Raw genomic sequence first — 18,533 nt, forward strand, 5'->3', positions numbered from 1 at the left:
CTGCCAGTGGATAGCAGCGAGTTAAGCAACGCCAGATAAATGGAAAATGTCAGACGCCGTTCATATTTGTCATATTGCGCCCCGGCCGCGCTTCTATACTCGCCGGAGTTGAGCGGTGAGGAGCGGCAGCAATGAGTCACAGTCTGCACTGGCACGCCGGCGCGCGCGGGCGCCTGCTGATGTTTAACCTGCTGGTGGTGAGCGTTACGCTGGCGGTGAGCCTGGTGGCTATTTTCGGTTTTCGCCACGCCGGTCACATTCAGGAGCAGGCACAGGCACAAACGCTGGCCGATATGAACGGCAGCCTGGCGCTGACCGTCGATCAGCTGCCGCCCGGCACGCTGGCCAGCCGCATAGAGCGCGCGCGGCTGGCCGCCGATCGCGCCGCACAGCTGACGCAGCGCCTGCTGGCCTTCTCACGCAAACAGGCGCTTTATCCGCGTGCCGTTTCGGTGGTGGAGCTGGTGGAAAATCTGCAGTCGCTGCTGCAGCACTCCCTGCTGCCCGGCCAGCATCTGGTGGTGGATGCGCAGCGCCCCGGCTGGCCGGCGTGGATCGATGCCGGCCAGCTGGAGAACGCCCTGATGAATCTGGTGGTGAACGCGCGCGATGCCATGGAGCGACAGAGCGGCGAGATCCGCCTGCGCATCTGGAATCAGCGGATTCAGGAGGCCGATGGCAAGCGCGACCGCGTCACCATTGAAGTGATTGACCACGGCTGCGGCATGTCCGCCGAGGTGCGGGAACAGGTGTTTGAACCCTTCTTTACCACCAAAGTCACCGGCAGCGGCAGCGGGCTGGGGCTGTCGATGGTGTACGGATTTGTGCGCCAGTCCGGCGGACAGATCGAACTGGAGACCGCGCCGGGCCAAGGCACCACGGTGCGCCTGCTGCTGCCGCGCGCGCCGGAAGCCGCGCAGCCGCTGGTGAGCGCGCCGGTGCTGACGCCGCGTGCCAGCCGCGATCGCCTGATACTGGTGCTGGATGACGAGCCGGCGGTGCGCCAGACGCTGTGCGAACATCTGCATCAGCTGGGTTATCTGACGCTGGAGTGTGCTGACAGCGAGAGTGCGCTGACGCTGCTGCGCCAGACGCCGGATATCGATCTGCTGATCAGTGACCTGATGCTGCCGGGAGCCCTGAACGGTGCGGATGTGATTCGCCAGGCGCAGCAGCAGTGGCCACAGCTGGCCACCCTGCTGATCAGCGGTCAGGATCTGCGCCAGACGCCGGTGACGCTGCTGCTGTGTGAACGGCTGGCGAAACCCTAGCAGCAGGCGCAGCTGGTGCAGGCGCTGGAGCGCGCCTGGCAGCGCAGCGAACGGCTCAGTCGCGCGCGGCAGGCTGCCACAGCGGCACCCCTTTCCCGATGATGTAGCGTTTACGCAGCCGGCTGGAGATGGCGTCCATCACCACCACCACCAGAATCACGGTGAGGAACATCACCACATCCCAGTACCACAGGCGCATGTTTTCGGCGTAGACCAGCCCGACGCCACCGGCGCCGACAAAGCCCAGCACCGCCGCCGAGCGGGTGTTGGACTCGATCTGATACAGACTCAGCGCGAGAAAGGTGGGAAACGATTGGGTAAAAATGCCGTAACGGTGTTTTTGCAGACTGTTGGCCCCTACCGCGCTCAGGCCGCGACTGGGTGAGCGTTCAACCGCTTCATGCCCTTCGGCATACAGCTTGCCCAGCAGGCCGATATCCTGCATCACAATCGCCAGCACCCCGGCCAGCGGCCCCATGCCCACCGCCCGCACGAAGATCAATCCCCAGATGGCCATGTAGATGCCGCGCAGCACATCCAGCAGCCGGCGCACCAGCAGCGATATTGGCCGCGTCAGCGGATCGTGCATCACATTGCGCGCCGCCAGAAAGGAGACCGGCAGCGCGATGACGGTGGCGGTGAGCGTGCCGGCAAACACGATAGCCAGCGTGATGCCGACCTGCGAGAAATAGTAGCCAAACGGCCAGTTGATGAAATCCTGCCACACGAACATGCGCAGAAAATAACGTCCGAGCTGCTGGCAGCCAATGACAAAGCGCTGCCACTCAATGCCAAACACGCTGAAGAAAAACAGATAGTAGAGCACCAGCGCCAGCGCAATCAGCGCAATGCGCCGCAGGTAACGATTTTGCGCGGCAAACAGTGCAGCGTGCTGCTGTTTCAGTTTCGCCACATCGGGCGCTAAGGCGATCATTTTACGTCTCCTTCTACCACACGGCGGCGCAGCCAGCCGGATAGCGTATCTAGCAGCGACACCACCACGATGATCAGCAGCAGCGTCATGCTGACCTGATCGTAGCGATCCAGTTTGATGTTGGTCATCAGCTCCTGACCGATGCCGCCCGCGCCCACCAGCCCGAGGATGGTGGAGGAACGGAAGTTAATTTCCAGCCGCATAAAGCTGTAGGAGAGAAAGGTCGGTTTCACCTGCGGCCAGAAGGCGAAGCGCATACGCTGCAGCTTGCTGGCACCACAGGCGGCGAGGCCGCGCACCGGTTTATCGGAGGCGCTCTCAATCGATTCGTAGAACAGTTTGGTCAGGCTGCCAATGGTGTGCAGCGCCAGAAAGCCAGGGATGGCGCCGATGCCGAACGCCATCACGAACATCACCGCCCACGCCAGCTCCGGCATGGTGCGCAGGAAGGCGACAAAGGCGCGAATCGCCATTCGCAGGCTGCGCATTAATACGCATCAGGCAATTGACGGGGCGAACACCGTAGGGTGCGCATTCATGCGCACCTGGATATCTCCCACCACCGCAACGCCCCCGCTCCCCAATCCCATTTTCTGCCAGCCAGCCCGCTTCTCCTGCTGTCTGAATCGTCTACACTTCAGGTTGAAAAAGCCGCAGCGGTGTAAAAATGGCGTAAAAATTTGGCCGATTGGTATAAAAATCGCGTACAAAAAAACGCCAACCCATACCGATTACGCTGCTGAAACGCTATCTTCGCCAGCATAAAAGTGGGTGATTGCGACACGCCAGTGCGGTTGATGGCGCTCGCCCTTTCTCCCTGAAAAAACAGGAAATGTATGAGTCAATCAGAGAAACAGTCTCTGCCTGCTGGCATGCTGGCCGCCGCCGGCATCGTGTTTGGTGATATCGGTACCAGCCCGCTGTATACCCTGAAAGAGTGTCTGTCGATTTTGCCGGACGGCGCGCCGTCGGCGCTGGCGGTGATGGGCTTTCTATCACTGATCTTCTGGGCGCTGACGCTCATCGTCACGCTGAAATATGTCTGCTTCGTGATGCGCGCCGACCACGACGGCGAAGGCGGCATCTTATACTCTGATGTCACTGGCACGCCGCAACGTTGGCCGCAAAGCCGGTCATATCATCGTGCTGGCCGGTCTGATTGGCGGCGCATTTTTCTATGGTGATGGCGTGATTACCCCGGCCATCTCGGTGCTGTCGGCCATCGAAGGGATTCAGGGGCTGGAAAAATATGTGGTGCCGCTGGCGCTCACCATCCTCGCGCTGCTGTTCATTATCCAGAAACACGGCACGGAAAAGGTCAGCCGGGTGTTTGGACCGGTGATGTTTGTCTGGTTTGTGGCCATCGGCGCGCTCGGCATTCGCGGTATTCTGCCCAACCCGGAAGTGCTGCACGCGCTCAGTCCGTCTTATGCGCTGACCTTCCTGCTCAGTCACAAAGCGCTCTCGCTCGCGGCGATGGGCATGGTGGTGCTGGCGGTGATCGGCGCGGAAGCGCTGTATGCCGACATGGGCCACCTAGGCAAAGCGCCCATTCGTCTCGCCTGGCTGGTGATCGCCATGCCGGCGCTGATACTAAATTACTTCGGCCAGGGCGCGCTGGTGCTCGCCGATGCGCAGGCGCTGAACAATCAGTTCTTTAATCTGGCACCCGGCTGGGCGCAGATTCCGCTGATTGTGCTGTCGACGCTGGCCACGGTCATCGCGGCGCAGGCGGTGATTTCCGGCGTCTATACCCTGACGCATCAGGCCATTCGCTAGGGCTTTTTACCGCCGATGCGCATCATTTTTACCTCGCATACCGAGTCCGGGCAGATTTACATCCCGGTGGTTAACTGGCTGCTGTTCACCGCCGTCATGCTGATTGTGCTGGCTTTCCGTCAGTCGTCGGCGTTGTCCTCGGCGTACGGCATCGTGGTGACCGGCACCATGGTGATCACCGCCTGTCTGGCGGGCGTGGTGGCGCTGCGTAACTGGCGCTGGCCGCTGCCGCTGGCACTGCTGTTCCTGCTGTGTATGCTGGTTGTCGACGTGCCGCTGTTCATCGCCAACCTGATCTGCTGTCCGGCGGCTGGGTGCCGGTGCTGCTGGCGCTGACCATGATGGGATTGATGCTGATCTGGAGCAGCGAGCGTAACCGCCTGATTCGCCGTCTCAATAACGATCAGGACGGTTTGCTGGCGCTGGTGAAATCGCTGGAGAGCAATCCGCCGAACCACGTCGAGGGCACCGCCATCTTCCTCGCGCGCAAGGAGTTTGAAATTCCCCAGGCGCTGTTGCACAACCTCAAGCATAACCGCGTGCTCCACCGCCGCGTGGTGCTGTTGCATATCCGCACCACCGACACGCCGCGCGTCTATAACCAGCAGCGCATCAGCATTACGCAATTGTCGCCGTCGTTCTGGCAGGTCACTGCGGCTTACGGCTGGCGTGAAGTGCGGTCGATGGCCGAGATTCTGCATCTGTGCGGACTGGAAGGTTTTGGCTGCACGGTGAATGAAGCGTCATTTTTTACCGCGCACGATACGCTGGTGATGAAAAAACGCCGCGGTCTGGCGCGGGTGCGCGGCGGGATTTTTCACTTCTGCCAGCGCAACGCGCTGCGCGCCCATGAGCAATTTCATATTCCGCCCAACCGGGTGATCGAACTGGGCGGCCAGCGCGAATTTTAAGCCGCAGGGCCAAGGATGGCCGGATTTGCCTGCACATGACGCACCGACTTTTTTAATGGCAAATGTAAGCAGATGAAAAAATATTAGCGAAACATTACCGGAGTTGTGGCGGAACTTTTCTTAACATCTGATTAGCAATTAAAGCTAAAACGCATAACCTCAAAAGGTGTTTATTAACCCTACCGGCATGATGATTCACTGTGCGCTTTGCCGGAATGTATAAACCAATAATCAACGATCTCAGTATCGGTTAATTCACTTCCGGCTCTGTTGTTATTTTGAGGAGTAAGACCATGAAAGAGTTAATTAACGACGTGATTTCCATTTTTACGCCGCAAAATGTTAAACCGGTTTTAATTCGCGCCGATTTGACGCACCGCGAATTATCCTCAATCCATCCGGCGGGTGTGACCTCCGTAAGCTGGGCCACATCAATGGAAGAGTTAACAGACGCCATTGTGAAAAAAGCCCAAGCGGCCGGAGCCGTCGGTTATCACATCACCGACGTTGAATCGCATGAGCCGGGCCACGACGGCCAGCACGTGATGGCCGCCACCGCCACGCTGTATTACATCAATGACAGGGTGGCTTACGGCTGATGTTGGGATTAACACGTTTTTCTGTTTATGGCCTGCCCGTCATTTCCGGCAGGCTTTTTTCATTAAAATAGGCGGCGAGAAAATCGAGAAAAACTTTAATACGCTGCGATTCTGCGGCGCGTTGCGTATACACCGCCCAGATATTGGCTTCCTGATACCACTGCGGTAATATCGCCACCAGCTCGCCCGTCGCCAGATACGGCGCCACATCCCACGCTGAACGCAGCGCAATACCATGCGCCTGCAATGCCCAGTGCAGAATAACCTTGCCGCTATTGGAAGAGTAATGGCTGTTCAGGCGACACAACACCTGCTGTTCGCCATTGGTCAATGCCCAGTTACCAAATGAATTATCGCGTTCATTAATGAACAGACAGCTGTGATGAATTAACTCATCCAGCGATGGCTGGCATACCGGCGCGGGATAAATACACCGGCGCGGCACATAAAATTCGCCGGTTGGCAATGAGCCGGCGGGCAATATAGGAAGGATTGAGATCATCGCCAACGCAGATTTCCACGTCCGTGCCGCTCTGTAGCAGGTCGAATGCCCGATCGCTTAGCATCAATTTAATATTCAGCGACGGATGCTGGTGAATAAATGCCGAAACCGCATCCGATAAATAGTCCTGACCGAAACCAAACGAGCAGCCGACGGTAATTTCCCCGGTCAGCTCGCGGCGCCACTGACGGAAATTATTGAGAAAGCCATCCATTTCCTGCACCACCTGCAGCGCGCCCTCCAGCGCTTTTTCACCTTACGGCGTCAGGCGCATCACGCGGTTGGTGCGGAAAAACAGCCGCGTCTCCAGCTGTTTTTCCAGAATGGCGATGCGTTTACTGATGTAAGACGGTGACTGACCCAGCTCAATCGCCGCGCGGCCGAAACCGTCATGCCGCGCCACGCTGATAAACACGTACAGGTCTTCAATCGACGGCCAACCCTGTAACGGCTTCTGATAACTTTTCCGGCAAGCAGTATTTTCATAACAGCACATGGTGAGTGAACGCCACGTGGTTATAACACAGATCCCAAGAAGCGCTGAAGCGAGTGCAGAAACCGCTCTGGCACCTCTTCCTGCGGTGAATGGCCGCACGGTAACGCCTCGCCCTGCACCTGCAGCGCCTTGTCCTGCCAGGTGTGCACCACATCATACAGCTGACCCACCGTGCCCTTTTCGCCCCATAGCAGTAACAGTGGACAGGCAATGCGCCGGTCGCTGTCAGCGGCATCGTGTTGCAAATCGATACTGGCGGCGGCGCGATAATATTCATATACCGCGTGGATCATCGCCGGATCCCGATAGCAGCGCAGATAATCTTCAAACACCGCCGGTTCGGTAGCACCCGGCGTTTTCAGCTGGCCATCAATGTGTTTACGCAAAAAGAACGCCGGATCGTGACCAATCATGGTCTCCGGCAGCGGGTGCGGCTGAATCAGAAAGAACCACCAGAAATAGCGCTTGGCGAACGCCTGATCGGTCAGCGCGTACATGGTGGCAGTCGGTGCGATATCGACAAACACGCAGCAGCTGACTTTCTCCGGATGATTGAGCGCCAGCCGGTGCCCGACGCGCCCGCCGCGATCGTGGCCGACAAACGCCACGCGCTGCAGGCAAAGTGCGTCGATCAGCTGGTTGATATCCTGCGCCATGCTGCGTTTGGCATACGGCAGATGCTCAGCGTCACTGGCGGGCTTGTCGCTGTCACCGTAGTCGCGCAAATCCGGCAGGATCACCTGATAGTGCTGCGCCAGCTGCGGTGCGATTTTGCGCCAGGCCAGATGATTTTGCGGATGGCCCTGCAGCATCAGCAAAGGCGTGCCCTTGCCGCCGCTGGCCACGCGCAGCGTAACGCCATTATCCAGCGTTACATCCTGCAGGGTAAAACCGGCGATAAACGGCGACGGGCCGCGGTCGATAATCTCACTCATGGTTGCTCCTTGGTGCGCTGCAGCCACGGGCGCTGCGCAAAGTGCTGCGCTTCAAACTGGCTGATATCCGCTTCATATTGCAGCGTCCAGTCCACCGCGCTGCCGCCACCGATCAGCATTTCGCGCTTCAGTGCACTCACCGTAAAGTGAATCACTTCGTCCGCGAACTGAATGGTTTGCTGCTCCAGCGACACGCTGATGGTGTTGCGCTGCGCATCAGCGGCCACCGCGCTAAGACGCTGGTAATCCGCCTCGCTCAGGCTCAGCGTCAGCACGCCGTTACGCTGGCAGTTGTCGTCAAAAATGCCGGCGAAACTGGTGCCGATAATCGCGCGGATGCCCAGCTGATTCAGTCCCCACACCGCATGTTCGCGGCTGGAGCCGCAGCCAAAATTGGCGCCGACCAGCAAAAACGTCGCGTTCTGCCAGCCCGGCTAATTGAGGATGAAATCAGGGTTCGGCGCATCGTCGGCCAGAAAGCGCAGGTCAAAGAACACGCCGCAGTCCAGCCCCTGACGGTCAATGCCTTTGAGAAACTGCTTGGGCATAATCAAATCGGTATCGATGTTAGCTGCCAGCAGCGGTGCCAGCTTGCCGGTGATGGTAGTGAAAGCTTGCATATTAAACCCCGGATTGCAGATAGTGACGAACATCAACCAGATGGCCCGCCAGCGCAGCGGCGGCGACCATCGCCGGACTCATTAAGTGAGTGCGCGCGCCCGCGCCCTGACGGCCGGCAAAGTTACGATTGGTGCCCAATGCGCAGCGATCACCCGGTGCCAGCACATCTTCGTTCATCGCCAGACACATCGAGCAGCCCGACTGACGCCACTCGAAGCCGGCGTCAATAAAGATGGCCGCCAGCCCTTCCGCCTCCGCCTGCTGCCGTACCTGGGTTGAGGCCGGAACGATGATGCCGCGCACGTGCGGCGCGATTTTGCGTGCGCCAATCACCGCTGCCGCGGCGCGCAAATCTTCAATGCGCCCATTGGTGCAGGAGCCGATAAACGCGTGGGTGATGGCAATGTCGGCCAGCGGCGTGCCGGCTTGCAGCCCCATGTAGTGCAGTGCATTTTTCATCGCCTGCTGTTTCACCAGATCGGGTTCGTCAGCCGGATTGGGCACGTGGCCGCTGATGGCGCAGGCCTGATCCGGGCTGATGCCCCAGGTGACTTTCGGCTCCAGATCGCTGCAATCAATGGTCAGTCGCCGGTCAAATGCCGCATCATCATCGCTGCGCAACGTGCGCCACTCGGCCAGCGCCTGCTGCCATAGCTCGCCCACCGGCATTTGCGGTTTGCCGGCAATGTAAGCGTAGACCTTGTCATCCGGCGCGATAATCGCCCCGCGCGCGCCGGCTTCCACCGCCATGTTACACAGCGTCATACGCCCTTCCATGCTCAGCGCATCGATCGCGCTGCCGGTAAACTCAATCGCATAGCCCGTAGCGCCGGATGCGCCAATTTGTTCAATTAACGCCAGCACGATGTCTTTGGCGGCACAGCCAAACGGCAGCTCGCCGGTGACTTCAACGCGCATGGTTTTCAGCGTGCGATAAATCAACATCTGTGTCGCCAGCAGGTGCTCGATTTCCGAGGTGCCGATGCCGAATCCCAGCGCGCCAAACGCACCGTAAGTGGTGGTATGGCTGTCGCCGGCAGCAATCACCATCCCCGGCATCACCAGCCCCTGCTCGTGCGCCACCACATGTTCAATGCCCTGTCGCGGGTCGAGCACGTCAAACAGCTCGATGCCAAAGTGTTCAGCATTTTTGCGGAAGTAATCGACCTGCAGATGACCGCCAGCGTCGGTCATCGCCGCATCGCGCGCCGGCCGCGTTGGGTTCACGTGGTCGACGTTGAGTAGAATGGTGGCCGGATGGCGCACGCGCCGCGACCGGTCGCGCAGACCGCTAAACGCCTGCGGGCTGGTGTATTCATTGAGGATTGACCGGTCGATATAGAGCAGCACGTGCCCCTCATCGTCTAGGTGACGTACCACATGCTGTTCGATCAGCTTTTCATACAGGGTTTTGCGCGCCATGCTCATGTCCACGCGAAAGTTAAACAAGTCATCAGAGACCTTAGGGTAAACCCATTCGGCGTCAGATCATCAACACGCTCCGTGCAGTGATAGTGCATGATTTGTCATCGCGGCAGCGGATTTAATTTGACCTAAGTCGTGCCCGTCGTTATAAATAATAACCGCGCTCCGTTAGCGGATATATTGTTGCTTTTTCCCGCATTGCTGCTGTTTTCCTGCCGTTTATTTCGCCATTCCGCTTTTATGAAAGTTAATTAATTGCCATCAATAGTTAATTAACTAAAAACAAGTTAATCTTTTCGTAACAATCTTTTAATTTGCCAACCGAATTTTTAACGTTCATCTACAAAGAATAAACAGGACTGGCATGACTCAGACCAAAAAACTTGTGTCCGCGCTTTCGCTGACGGCACTGCTTGTCTCTTCAGCGGTTCACGCTGAGAACGCACCAGAAAAAACCGACGTGCTGCTGATTCGCGGCGGTATCATGAGCGCCTCGCTCGGTACCTGGCTGCAGGAGCTGCAACCGGGCTGGAAACAACTGATGGTTGAGCGTCTCGACGGCGTCGCGCTGGAATCCTCCAACGGCTGGAATAACGCCGGTACTGGCCACTCTGCCAACATGGAGCTGAACTACACGCCAGAGCGTGCAGACGGTTCCATCGATGTGAGCAAAGCGCTGGAAATCAATGAATCGTTCATGATTACCCGCCAGTTCCTGACCAGCCAGGTACAGCGTGGTGTGCTGCACGATCCGCGTTCGTTCATCAACTCCACCCCGCACATGAGCTTTGTCTGGAGCGACAAAAACGTCGAATACCTGACCAAACGCTATGCGGCACTGCAGAAAACTACTCTGTTCCTGGGCATGAAGTTCTCTACCGATCACAAGCAGATCGAGCAGTGGGCACCGCTGGTGATGGAAGGCCGCGATCCGAATCAGAAAGTGGCCGCCACCTGGACGCCGGTGGGTACCGACGTTAACTACGGTGAAATTACCCGTCAGCTGATCGGCAGCCTGCAGAAAGATCAAAACTTCAAGCTGGAAACCTCCTCTGAAGTCACCGATTTCAAACGCAACAGCGACAACTCCTGGCACGTCACCATCAAAGACGTGAAGAGCGGCGCAAACCGTGAACTGGATGCGAAATACGTATTCATCGGCGCGGGCGGTGCGGCGATCAAACTGCTGCAAAAAACCGGTATTCCTGAAGCCGATAACTACGGCGGTTTCCCGGTGGGCGGTTCGTTCCTGATGACCGAAAACCCGGAAATCACCAGCCGTCACCTAGAGAAAGTGTACGGTCAGGCTTCAGTAGGCGCACCGCCAATGTCGGTACCGCACATCGATGCCCGTAACCTCGACGGTAAAAAAGTGGTGCTGTTTAGGCCGTTCGCCACGTTCTCAACCAAATACTTGAAGAACGGTTCGCTGTTCGATCTGCTGAGCGCCACCACCACCAGCAACTTCATGCCGATGACGCACGTGGGCATCGATAACTTTGACCTAGTGAAATACCTGATTGGTCAGGTAATGCTGAACGATGACGACCGCTTTGCCGCGCTGAAAGAGTACTACCCGAACGCGCGTAAAGAGGACTGGAAACTGATTCAGGCCGGCCAGCGTGTGCAGATCAGCAGAAAACCGTGGCGGCCCTGCTGGGTGCTTCACCGGGTGCATCAACTGCAGCACCGATCACCCTGAACGTGATGCAGAAGCTGTTCCCGCAGCAGTTCGCGTCACCGGAGTGGCAGCAGAAGATCCGCGCTATCGTGCCAAGCTTCGGCCAGAAGCTGAACGGCAACACCGCGCTGACCCAGCAGGCATGGGATAACACCGCTGCCGTGCTGCAGCTGACCAAACCGCCAGTGATTAACATGGACGATCAGCAGTCGGCACCTGCGCAGGCCAAACCGCGCGAAGAGTCCGCGAAGCAGGATATGGCGCTGTAATAAGCCATCGCTGAATCAATCGAACCGATGCCGGTGCGCGAGTTATCGCCCACCGGCATTTTTTTCTGGAATCAAATGATTGCTATGTCAGGTTGCGCAATAAATTGCGCCGCTACGGTTTGTGCGCGTTGTTATTACTGCACCTTCCAACCGCACTTTGCATAGCGGCACGATTTATCGTGCTAATTCAATCGTTGTAAGACCGCGGTAAGAGCAGGCATTCTGGATCTTCCGTAGGGTGCGCATTCATGCGCACCTGGAAAAATAATTACGACTTCACGTAATCCGAATAGGCATTTTGCAGCGCAATGTGGTCGGCAATATATTTCGCATCGTGCCACACGCCATAAATAAACGACGACGCCCGGTTGACCAGATTGAGCAGGCCAAGGAAATAAATACCACGCTCGGCAGAAATGCCGCGCTTGTGGAATGGCAGGCCCTGTTCATCGAAGGCATCCACCTGTAGCCAGCTGAAATCAAATTTAAACCCGGTAGCCCAGATGATGGTGCTGATGCCCGCCGCCTGCACATCCAGCTGCATCAGCGGATTCAGCAGGCACGGCGGATCCGGCAACAGCTCCCACGCCTGCGGCTCGGCCGGTAAATCCAGCCCGTTGCGTTCAATGTACGCATCCGCATCGCGCAGCACCTCGAAATAGGCTCTGTCGCCTTCGGCAATATTCTCTGCCAGCCCCGGCGCAAAGCGCAGCACGCCGTTATCCCAGCGCTCGGTGATGCCGACCAGCGTAATGCCCATATGGGCCAGCCGGCGGAAATCCACGGTTTTACCGCCTTCATAGCCGCTGACGGCAAAGGCCACGTGCTGTTTCTTCGGTTTGATTTTCACTTCGTCCCACAGCCCCAGCGCGCCAAGCCACCAGCAGTAATCACGGTCGCGATAGGCGCGTGGCGGGCGGTAGTGCTCGCCGACCGACAGAAACATCTCGCGACCGACCTGACGCAGCTCCTCGGCGATCTGGGGGTGCCGGACGCACCTGCACCGACCACCAGCACCGCACCAGGCGCCAGCTGCTGTGGATTCTTGTACGCCGATGAGTGGATCTGCTGCGGCACCGCGCCTGCAGGCACGATGGCCGGGAACGCGGGCTTCTGAAACGGGCCGGTGGCAGCCACCACATTGTCCGCGTCGAATTCTCCTACCGATGTCACCACCCGGAAGCCGCTGCGTCCGGGCAGCCGCGTCACCTGCTGTACTTCAACCCCGGTGCGCACCGGCGCGTTGAGCATCTTTGCGTAATCCTCGAAATACTGCGCCATGCGCTCTTTCGGCGGAAACGCCTCCGGCGAAATGTTATCAAACTTCAGCGAAGGAAAACGGTCGTGCCACGCCGGACCGTTTGCAACCAGCGAGTCCCAGCGTTCGGAGCGCCAGCGCTCGGCAATGCGGCTGCGCTCCAGCACCACGTGCGGGATCTGCATCTGCGCCAGATGTTCGCTCATGGCGATACCCGCCTGGCCCGCTCCGACAATCACGGTATTGATTTTTTCTACTGACATAGGTCATCCCCGAATAGTTGGCATGCCACCAGCGCGGCGCAAATATTGCCCGCTGGCGATTAACACCAGGTTGTCATGTTTAACGGCGGCTCGATGGCACAGCGAAATTAATGCCCGGCCTCAACGTTTAATATTTTTCCCAGCCCGAAAAACTTATTGGCGATAATTAACATCGCTGCGGTCACCACAATATAAATAACCGACAGCGCCGCCAGCGTCGGGTCGGCAAATTCCCGCACGTAGTTGTACATGGCCACCGGCAGCGTCTGCGTCGCCTGGGTGGTAATAAACAGCGAGGCGGTAAATTCATTGAATGAGATAATCGCCGCGAACAGCCAGCCACCAAACAGGCCCGGCAGAATCAGCGGCACGGTAATGGTCCATACTACGCGCAGCGGCGATGCGCCGAGGCTGGCCGCCGCCAATTCTATCCGCTGCTCGAGATTTTTCAGCGATACATAGACGCTGCGCAGCACGAACGGCAGCACCAATACCACGTGGCAGAAAATCACCAGCGCGTAGCCGCGTCCCAGATTGAGCTGCGACACCAGCATCAGCAGGCCGAGGCCAATGGTGAAATGCGGAATAAACAGCGGCGACAGCAGAATGCTCTCCAGCACTTGTTTGCAGGGAAAGCGATAGCGCTCGATGGCAATCGCCAGCGTGGCACCGATGATCACCGCCAGCGTTGACGCCCATGCTGTGACAATCAGTCCGGACCAGAAGCCGTGACGAAAATCATCGTAGCTCAGCGCCCGCTCAAACCAGCGCAGCGACCAGCCTTTCGGCGGGAAGAACAGCACGGAGGTGCTGCTGAACGACGAGATAAACACCACTACGGTGGGCAACATGACAAACGTCAGAATGGCGATCACCAGCAGTTTACCCAGCAGCGCGATCAGTTTGTTGTTGTGAGAACGGGTCATATCAGTGCCCTCCCATGGCGTGCAGGAAGCGCGTCATGCGCTTCAGCGCCAGCAGCAGCAGAGTGGTCATCAGCAGGCCAGCAATGCTCAGCGCTGCGGCAAACGGGAAGTTCATCGAGGAGAAGCCCAGCTGATACACCAGCGTAGCCACGGTACTGACGCGCCCGCCGCCAATCAGTTGTGGCGTCGCGAAAGCGCTGAAAGTCCAGGCAAACGCGGTAGTCAGGCTGGCGATGATGCCGGGAATGGACAGCGGAATGGTCACCGTCAGCAGCGCGCGTACTGGCCCGGCGCCGAGGCTGGTGGCCGCTTTTTCGTAGTCCGGATTGATGTGTGACAGCGCCGTCGCCAGCATCAGCACCATGATCGGCATGGTGACGTGCACCAGCGCGACCACCACGCCGGTCTGGGTAAACATAAACTGGATTGGCTGACTGATGATCCCCAGCGCCAGCAGCAGGCTATTTAAGAAAGCCGCTGTTACCCAGCACGATAATTCACGAATAGGTGCGCACCACTTCACCCAGAAACAGCGGTGTTACCGCGATAATCAGAATGGTGGATTTAATCCACGCGGTGCGGGTGCGCACCAGCGCATAGGCCAGCGGGTAACTCATCAGCAAACCAAATAAGGCGGTTTTGGCAACTGAGCAGCACGGTATTGAGAAACGCGTCACCGTAAATACGTTTGAACAGGCCACTGAAATTGGCCAGCGTAAAGCCGCCGACATCCAGCGAGCCGGGGATATACGCACGCACGCTGAACTGCATCACCGCAAACATCGCGACGACCAGCCCCATCGCGGTCAGCGTGGCGGGAAGAATGAACCAGGGTAAAAATGTCGGTTTTTTCGTCATGGACGTTACTGCCTGCATAGGTGTTACCGGCTACGGCGAGGCACCAGCCCCGCCGCAGCACCAGGACAATCAGTGAGACATGATGTTTTCAGAGAACCACTGACGCCACTCGGCGGTTTTCTCCGCACGCAGTTGTGGATTGGTATTGATGGTGGCATTCCACTGCGCCGGCGTGGTCAGCATGCCTGGCAGCTTCGCCAGCTCCGGATCGATATGCGCGTTGGTCACCGTCGGGCTACCACGATAGATCTTCGCCACCTGCTGCTGAATTTCCGGTTTCAGCGCGATGTTAATGAACTTGTACGCCAGGTCGGCATGTTTAGTGCCTTTATTGATGCCAACGGTATCCACGCCGAGGATCGCGCCCTCTTTCGGTATCGCCAGCTTAATGTTGACCCCTTCCGCAATCATGCTGTAGGCGTTCATCGACAGCATGACCTGCACCGGCGTTTCTCCGGTGGAGATCAGCTGCTGGCTGTTGGCATCATCGGTGTAGAACGATTTGATGTTAGGAATCAGCGCTTTCAGCTTCGCCTGGCCCTGCTGCCAGTGCGCCGCATCGCTGCCGGAGAGTTTGGCGGCCACGGCGATGATATGGCTCGGATCCCAGTCGGGCAGCGCCAGCGTGCCTTTCAGCTCCGGCTTCCACAGGTCGTTCCAGCTGGTGAAGGTTTCCCCTTTCGGCACCAGATCCGGACGGTAGCCGATGGTGTAGACGTAGCCCCACACGCTAAGATGATACGGGCTGACTTTGGCCTGCTGCACCAGATTGACCGCGTTAGGGATTTTGCTCATATCGAGCTTCTCAAACAGGCCGCTGTTGGCATACAGATAGCCGACGTGCGCGGTGGTGAAGGTCACGTCAGTTTCCGGCGAACCGCCCGCCAGTTTGGCTTTGTTGAGGCGATCGATGGTGCCGCCGGTGACGAACTGTACTTCGACGCCGGTCTCTTTGGTGAACTCTTTAGCGATGGTTTGATCGATCAGATCTTTAAAGCTGCCGCCCCAGGTGCTGACAATCAGCTTGTCGGCGGCCATGGCATTCCCTGCGCTCAGAATTCCCGTGGTTAACAACGTTAAGGCACACATCTTACGCAACATATTTTTGTCCCCAGTGAATGAAAAGGCTGTTATCGCTGCTCTGAACCACCGTTGATTCACCACGGCGCGCTACGCCAAAACAGTGCGAAAGTGAAAAGCAGGTGTCACAGCGATTCTGCCGCTGGCCGCTGCTGCGGTAAAACAGCCTTTTCCTCGCCGTTACATCGGAATTTCTGACGCTAAAAAAGTCGCTGCTTTGCAACGGATTTTCTTAAGCCCTAGTGAGGCAGAAGCGAATGGGCGTGAAGGTCCAGGCAGGGGATTATGCTGCTATTCGCTGTCCGGCATGATAAATGCATGGAAACAGGGGTAAATAGAAAAGCCGGCGCGACAAGATCGCGCTGGCGACACCAGGAGAATCTGCATGCTCAGTCGCATCACCCAGCGCCAGCTGGAATACTTCGTCGCGTCCGGCGAAGCCGGCAGCATTATTGGCGCATCCGAACGTATTCACGTGTCGTCACCGTCGATCTCTGCCGCCATTACCCACATCGAATCCGAGCTGGGGGTGCAGCTGTTTGTGCACCACCACGCGCAGGGCGTGTCGCGCAATTGGTCATCAGGTATTAAAAGAGGCGAAGCTGATTCTGGAACAGATGTCGAATCTGTACATCGCCTCAGAGTCGCTGAATAACGTGCGCGGCCCGCTGCGCGTCGGCTGTCTCGACACGCTGGCGCCGATGCTGACGCCGGAGCTGGTGTTTGGCTTTGGCCGCGCCTTCCCCGGCGTGCGCATCACGCTGGTGGAGGGCAATCATGAACAGTTGCTGAAACAGCTGCGCGCCGCCGATATCGATATCGCGCTAACCTACGATCTGGTGCCGGCCAGCGACATCGCTTTTCAGTCGCTGCGCAGCTGCCGCCGTATGTGATGGTCGGCGAACATCACCCGTTTGCCAGTCAGTCTGCGGTGACCATTCAGGACCTCGCCACGGTGCCGATGGTGCTGCTGGATATGCCTTGGAGCCGCGAATATTTTCTCAGCCTCTTTAGCGAAGCGGGCGTCACGCCCAACATTGTGATGCGCTCCGGCAATATGGAAGTGGTACGCGCGATGGTGGCAAACGGCGTGGGATTTGGCATCGCCAATGTGCGGCTCAAAGCCAATCTGTCGCAGGATGGCAAACGGGTGATCCGCGTGCGCCTTGCCGGCGTGAACCGGCCGATGTTGCTGGGATACGCCACGGTGGCCCACGTGCAGCAGTCGATGGTGGTAAACGCCTTCGCCGAACGCTGCCGCATGTTTATCTCCGATCAATACATTCCCGGCATGGCCGCGCCAAGCTACTTCGACCCGCAGGTGGTGCGCGTCGCCTGACGCGCTCAGTAACCCCGCGCGGGAAACACCTGGTTCAGCACCGGCTCGCAGCGCATCACCCGCTGGATGTTATCAGCGACCTGACGCGCGGCGCTGGCCGGGATCGCCACCGACGCCAGATGCGGCGTGATCAGCACATTCTCCATGCCCCACAGCGCATCGTCGGGCGGCAGCGGCTCACGATCGAACACGTCTAATGTGGCGTGCGCGATCTGTCCGCTCTGCAGCGCCGTGGTCAGCGCGGGCTGATCGACGATGGCGCCGCGCGACACGTTGATCAACGCGCAGCCCGGCGGCAACCGCGCCAGACGCTGCGCATCCAGCAAACCGTGGGTTTCCGGCGTGAGCGGCAGCATCACCACCAGAATGTCGCTGCTGGCCAGAAACTCATCCAGCGCCTGCGCGCCGCTGACGCAGTGAATGCCATCCAGCGGCTTTGGGCGACCGCGACCAGCCGCGCACGTCAAAGCCCTGACGCGCCAGCTCGCGCGCCGCACAGGCACCCAGTTCGCCCAGCCCCAACACGCCCACGCGAATCGACGCCGGCTCGCGCGGATGCAGATAGTGCCAGTGATGTTCACGCTGTGCGCGCTCAAATGCCGGTATGTCACGCGCGTAACGCAGTACGGCAAACAGCACGTAACCGGCCATCATGCGCGCCATATCCGGGTCCGATAGCCGGACGATCGGGATGTCAGGCAGGTCGTCGCGCCCTACCAGCGAGTCGACGCCCGCGCCCAGATTCACCAGCAATTTCAGCTGGCGATACGGGGCAAAAAAGCCGCGCGGCGGCTTCCACGTCAGCGCAAACTGTACGCTATCGGCATCCTCTACCTGATCAGCACGACAAAGGGTGACGCCCGGCAGCTGCGGTGCCAGCAGCGCCGACCACGCCTCAAAGCTGTCGAACTCGCTGTAAAACACCAGAGTCGTCATGCGCTGGGCTCCTGTAGCAGCGTCGCCAGCGCATCGATAGCCAGTTCATAGCCCAGCGCGCCCAGTCCGGCGATCACGCCGGTGGCGGCTTTCGACACCAGCGACTGATGACGAAACGGCTCGCGCTGCCAGATATTGCTCATGTGCGCTTCGATGATCGGACCATCAAACATCAGCAGCGCATCCAGAATCGGCACCGAGCGATACGACAACCCGGCGGCATTGATGATCAGCCCGTTTGCCTGCTGGCGCGCTTCCTGAATCCAGTCCACCAGCACCCCTTCATGGTTGCTCTGACTAAACTGCAGCGTGAGGCCGTGCGCTTCGGCGCGCCGCTGACAGCGCTCGCCGATGCTGGCGAAACTGTCGCTGCCGTAAGTACCGTGGCGATCCATGCCGTACAGATTGGCGTTGGGCCCATTGAGAAAGAAAATCTGAGACATTGCGCTC

The 18,533-nt window shown here is 58.5% G+C and carries 7 protein-coding genes and 10 pseudogenes; 5 read left to right on the forward strand and 12 right to left on the reverse strand.

Annotation, left to right across the window (positions count from 1 at the left end; genetic code table 11):
- Positions 1-284: 284 nt before the first annotated feature.
- Positions 285-1,373 (forward strand): annotated as a pseudogene (locus AC6I8M_RS11225) (ATP-binding protein); the annotation flags it as partial.
- Here AC6I8M_RS11225 and phnE (AC6I8M_RS11230) read toward each other — a convergent pair.
- Together phnE (AC6I8M_RS11230) and phnE (AC6I8M_RS11235) are read right to left on the reverse strand one after the other, a co-directional pair.
- Entirely contained in the window at positions 1,327-2,205 is an 879-nt protein-coding gene (gene phnE / locus AC6I8M_RS11230) for a phosphonate ABC transporter, permease protein PhnE (RefSeq protein WP_010615577.1), read from the reverse strand. The pseudogene AC6I8M_RS11225 and the gene phnE (AC6I8M_RS11230) sit on opposite strands and share 47 nt — an antisense overlap.
- Positions 2,202-2,687: pseudogene (phnE, locus tag AC6I8M_RS11235) on the reverse strand (phosphonate ABC transporter, permease protein PhnE); the annotation flags it as partial. The gene phnE (AC6I8M_RS11230) and the pseudogene phnE (AC6I8M_RS11235), both read right to left, overlap by 4 nt.
- A gap of 354 nt (positions 2,688-3,041) precedes the next feature.
- Here phnE (AC6I8M_RS11235) and kup point away from each other — a divergent pair.
- Both kup and AC6I8M_RS11245 read left to right on the forward strand, forming a co-directional pair.
- Positions 3,042-4,895: pseudogene (gene kup, locus AC6I8M_RS11240) on the forward strand (low affinity potassium transporter Kup).
- Between the two features lie 293 nt (positions 4,896-5,188).
- Positions 5,189-5,494: a YdgH/BhsA/McbA family protein gene (locus AC6I8M_RS11245; RefSeq protein ID WP_010615580.1), complete on the forward strand. Its 306-nt coding sequence runs from the start codon at positions 5,189-5,191 to the stop codon at positions 5,492-5,494.
- 25 nt (positions 5,495-5,519) lie between these two features.
- Here AC6I8M_RS11245 and AC6I8M_RS11250 read toward each other — a convergent pair.
- The 4 genes and pseudogenes from AC6I8M_RS11250 to leuC form a co-directional block, all read right to left on the reverse strand.
- Positions 5,520-6,492 (reverse strand): annotated as a pseudogene (locus tag AC6I8M_RS11250) (LysR substrate-binding domain-containing protein).
- A gap of 20 nt (positions 6,493-6,512) precedes the next feature.
- Positions 6,513-7,427: an alpha/beta fold hydrolase gene (locus tag AC6I8M_RS11255; RefSeq protein ID WP_498013380.1), complete on the reverse strand. Its 915-nt coding sequence runs from the start codon at positions 7,425-7,427 to the stop codon at positions 6,513-6,515.
- Positions 7,424-8,047 (reverse strand): annotated as a pseudogene (gene leuD, locus AC6I8M_RS11260) (3-isopropylmalate dehydratase small subunit). The gene AC6I8M_RS11255 and the pseudogene leuD overlap by 4 nt, the downstream one beginning before the upstream one ends.
- A 1-nt stretch (position 8,048) precedes the next feature.
- On the reverse strand, positions 8,049-9,470 hold the full coding sequence (gene leuC / locus AC6I8M_RS11265; protein WP_010615584.1) for a 3-isopropylmalate dehydratase large subunit: 1,422 nt from the start codon (positions 9,468-9,470) through the stop codon (positions 8,049-8,051).
- A 412-nt stretch (positions 9,471-9,882) separates the two neighbouring features.
- Here leuC and AC6I8M_RS11270 point away from each other — a divergent pair.
- Positions 9,883-11,423, forward strand: a pseudogene (locus AC6I8M_RS11270) (malate:quinone oxidoreductase).
- A gap of 268 nt (positions 11,424-11,691) precedes the next feature.
- On the opposite strand, the pseudogene AC6I8M_RS11275 reads toward AC6I8M_RS11270, so the two are convergent.
- The 4 genes and pseudogenes from AC6I8M_RS11275 to AC6I8M_RS11290 form a co-directional block, all read right to left on the reverse strand.
- A pseudogene (locus tag AC6I8M_RS11275) lies at positions 11,692-12,944 on the reverse strand (flavin-containing monooxygenase).
- Between the two features lie 107 nt (positions 12,945-13,051).
- Positions 13,052-13,870 carry an ABC transporter permease gene (locus tag AC6I8M_RS11280; protein ID WP_010615585.1) on the reverse strand — a complete coding sequence of 273 codons (819 nt, stop codon included), beginning with the start codon at positions 13,868-13,870 and terminating at the stop codon, positions 13,052-13,054.
- A gap of 1 nt (position 13,871) precedes the next feature.
- Positions 13,872-14,728, reverse strand: a pseudogene (locus AC6I8M_RS11285) (ABC transporter permease).
- A gap of 69 nt (positions 14,729-14,797) precedes the next feature.
- Entirely contained in the window at positions 14,798-15,829 is a 1,032-nt protein-coding gene (locus AC6I8M_RS11290; RefSeq protein WP_041387044.1) for a polyamine ABC transporter substrate-binding protein, read from the reverse strand.
- A 364-nt stretch (positions 15,830-16,193) separates the two neighbouring features.
- Between AC6I8M_RS11290 and AC6I8M_RS11295 the strand changes: the two are divergent.
- Positions 16,194-17,147 (forward strand): annotated as a pseudogene (locus tag AC6I8M_RS11295) (LysR family transcriptional regulator).
- 5 nt (positions 17,148-17,152) lie between these two features.
- Here the strand turns inward: AC6I8M_RS11295 and AC6I8M_RS11300 are convergent.
- Positions 17,153-18,083, reverse strand: a pseudogene (locus tag AC6I8M_RS11300) (2-hydroxyacid dehydrogenase).
- The gene (locus tag AC6I8M_RS11305; protein ID WP_010615588.1) at positions 18,080-18,526 is read right to left on the reverse strand and encodes a type II 3-dehydroquinate dehydratase; all 447 of its coding nucleotides are present in this window, start codon (positions 18,524-18,526) and stop codon (positions 18,080-18,082) included. The pseudogene AC6I8M_RS11300 and the gene AC6I8M_RS11305 overlap by 4 nt, the downstream one beginning before the upstream one ends.
- Positions 18,527-18,533: the final 7 nt, after the last annotated feature.

It is taken from the genome of Type-A symbiont of Plautia stali (genome assembly GCF_059731155.1).

Coding starts and splice junctions, on each gene's coding strand:
- phnE (WP_010615577.1), bottom strand. CDS start 2,205: ATGATCGCCTTAGCGCCCGATGTGGCGAAACTGAAACAGCAGCACGCT.
- AC6I8M_RS11245 (WP_010615580.1), top strand. CDS start 5,189: ATGAAAGAGTTAATTAACGACGTGATTTCCATTTTTACGCCGCAAAAT.
- AC6I8M_RS11255 (WP_498013380.1), bottom strand. CDS start 7,427: ATGAGTGAGATTATCGACCGCGGCCCGTCGCCGTTTATCGCCGGTTTT.
- leuC (WP_010615584.1), bottom strand. CDS start 9,470: ATGGCGCGCAAAACCCTGTATGAAAAGCTGATCGAACAGCATGTGGTA.
- AC6I8M_RS11280 (WP_010615585.1), bottom strand. CDS start 13,870: ATGACCCGTTCTCACAACAACAAACTGATCGCGCTGCTGGGTAAACTG.
- AC6I8M_RS11290 (WP_041387044.1), bottom strand. CDS start 15,829: ATGTTGCGTAAGATGTGTGCCTTAACGTTGTTAACCACGGGAATTCTG.
- AC6I8M_RS11305 (WP_010615588.1), bottom strand. CDS start 18,526: ATGTCTCAGATTTTCTTTCTCAATGGGCCCAACGCCAATCTGTACGGC.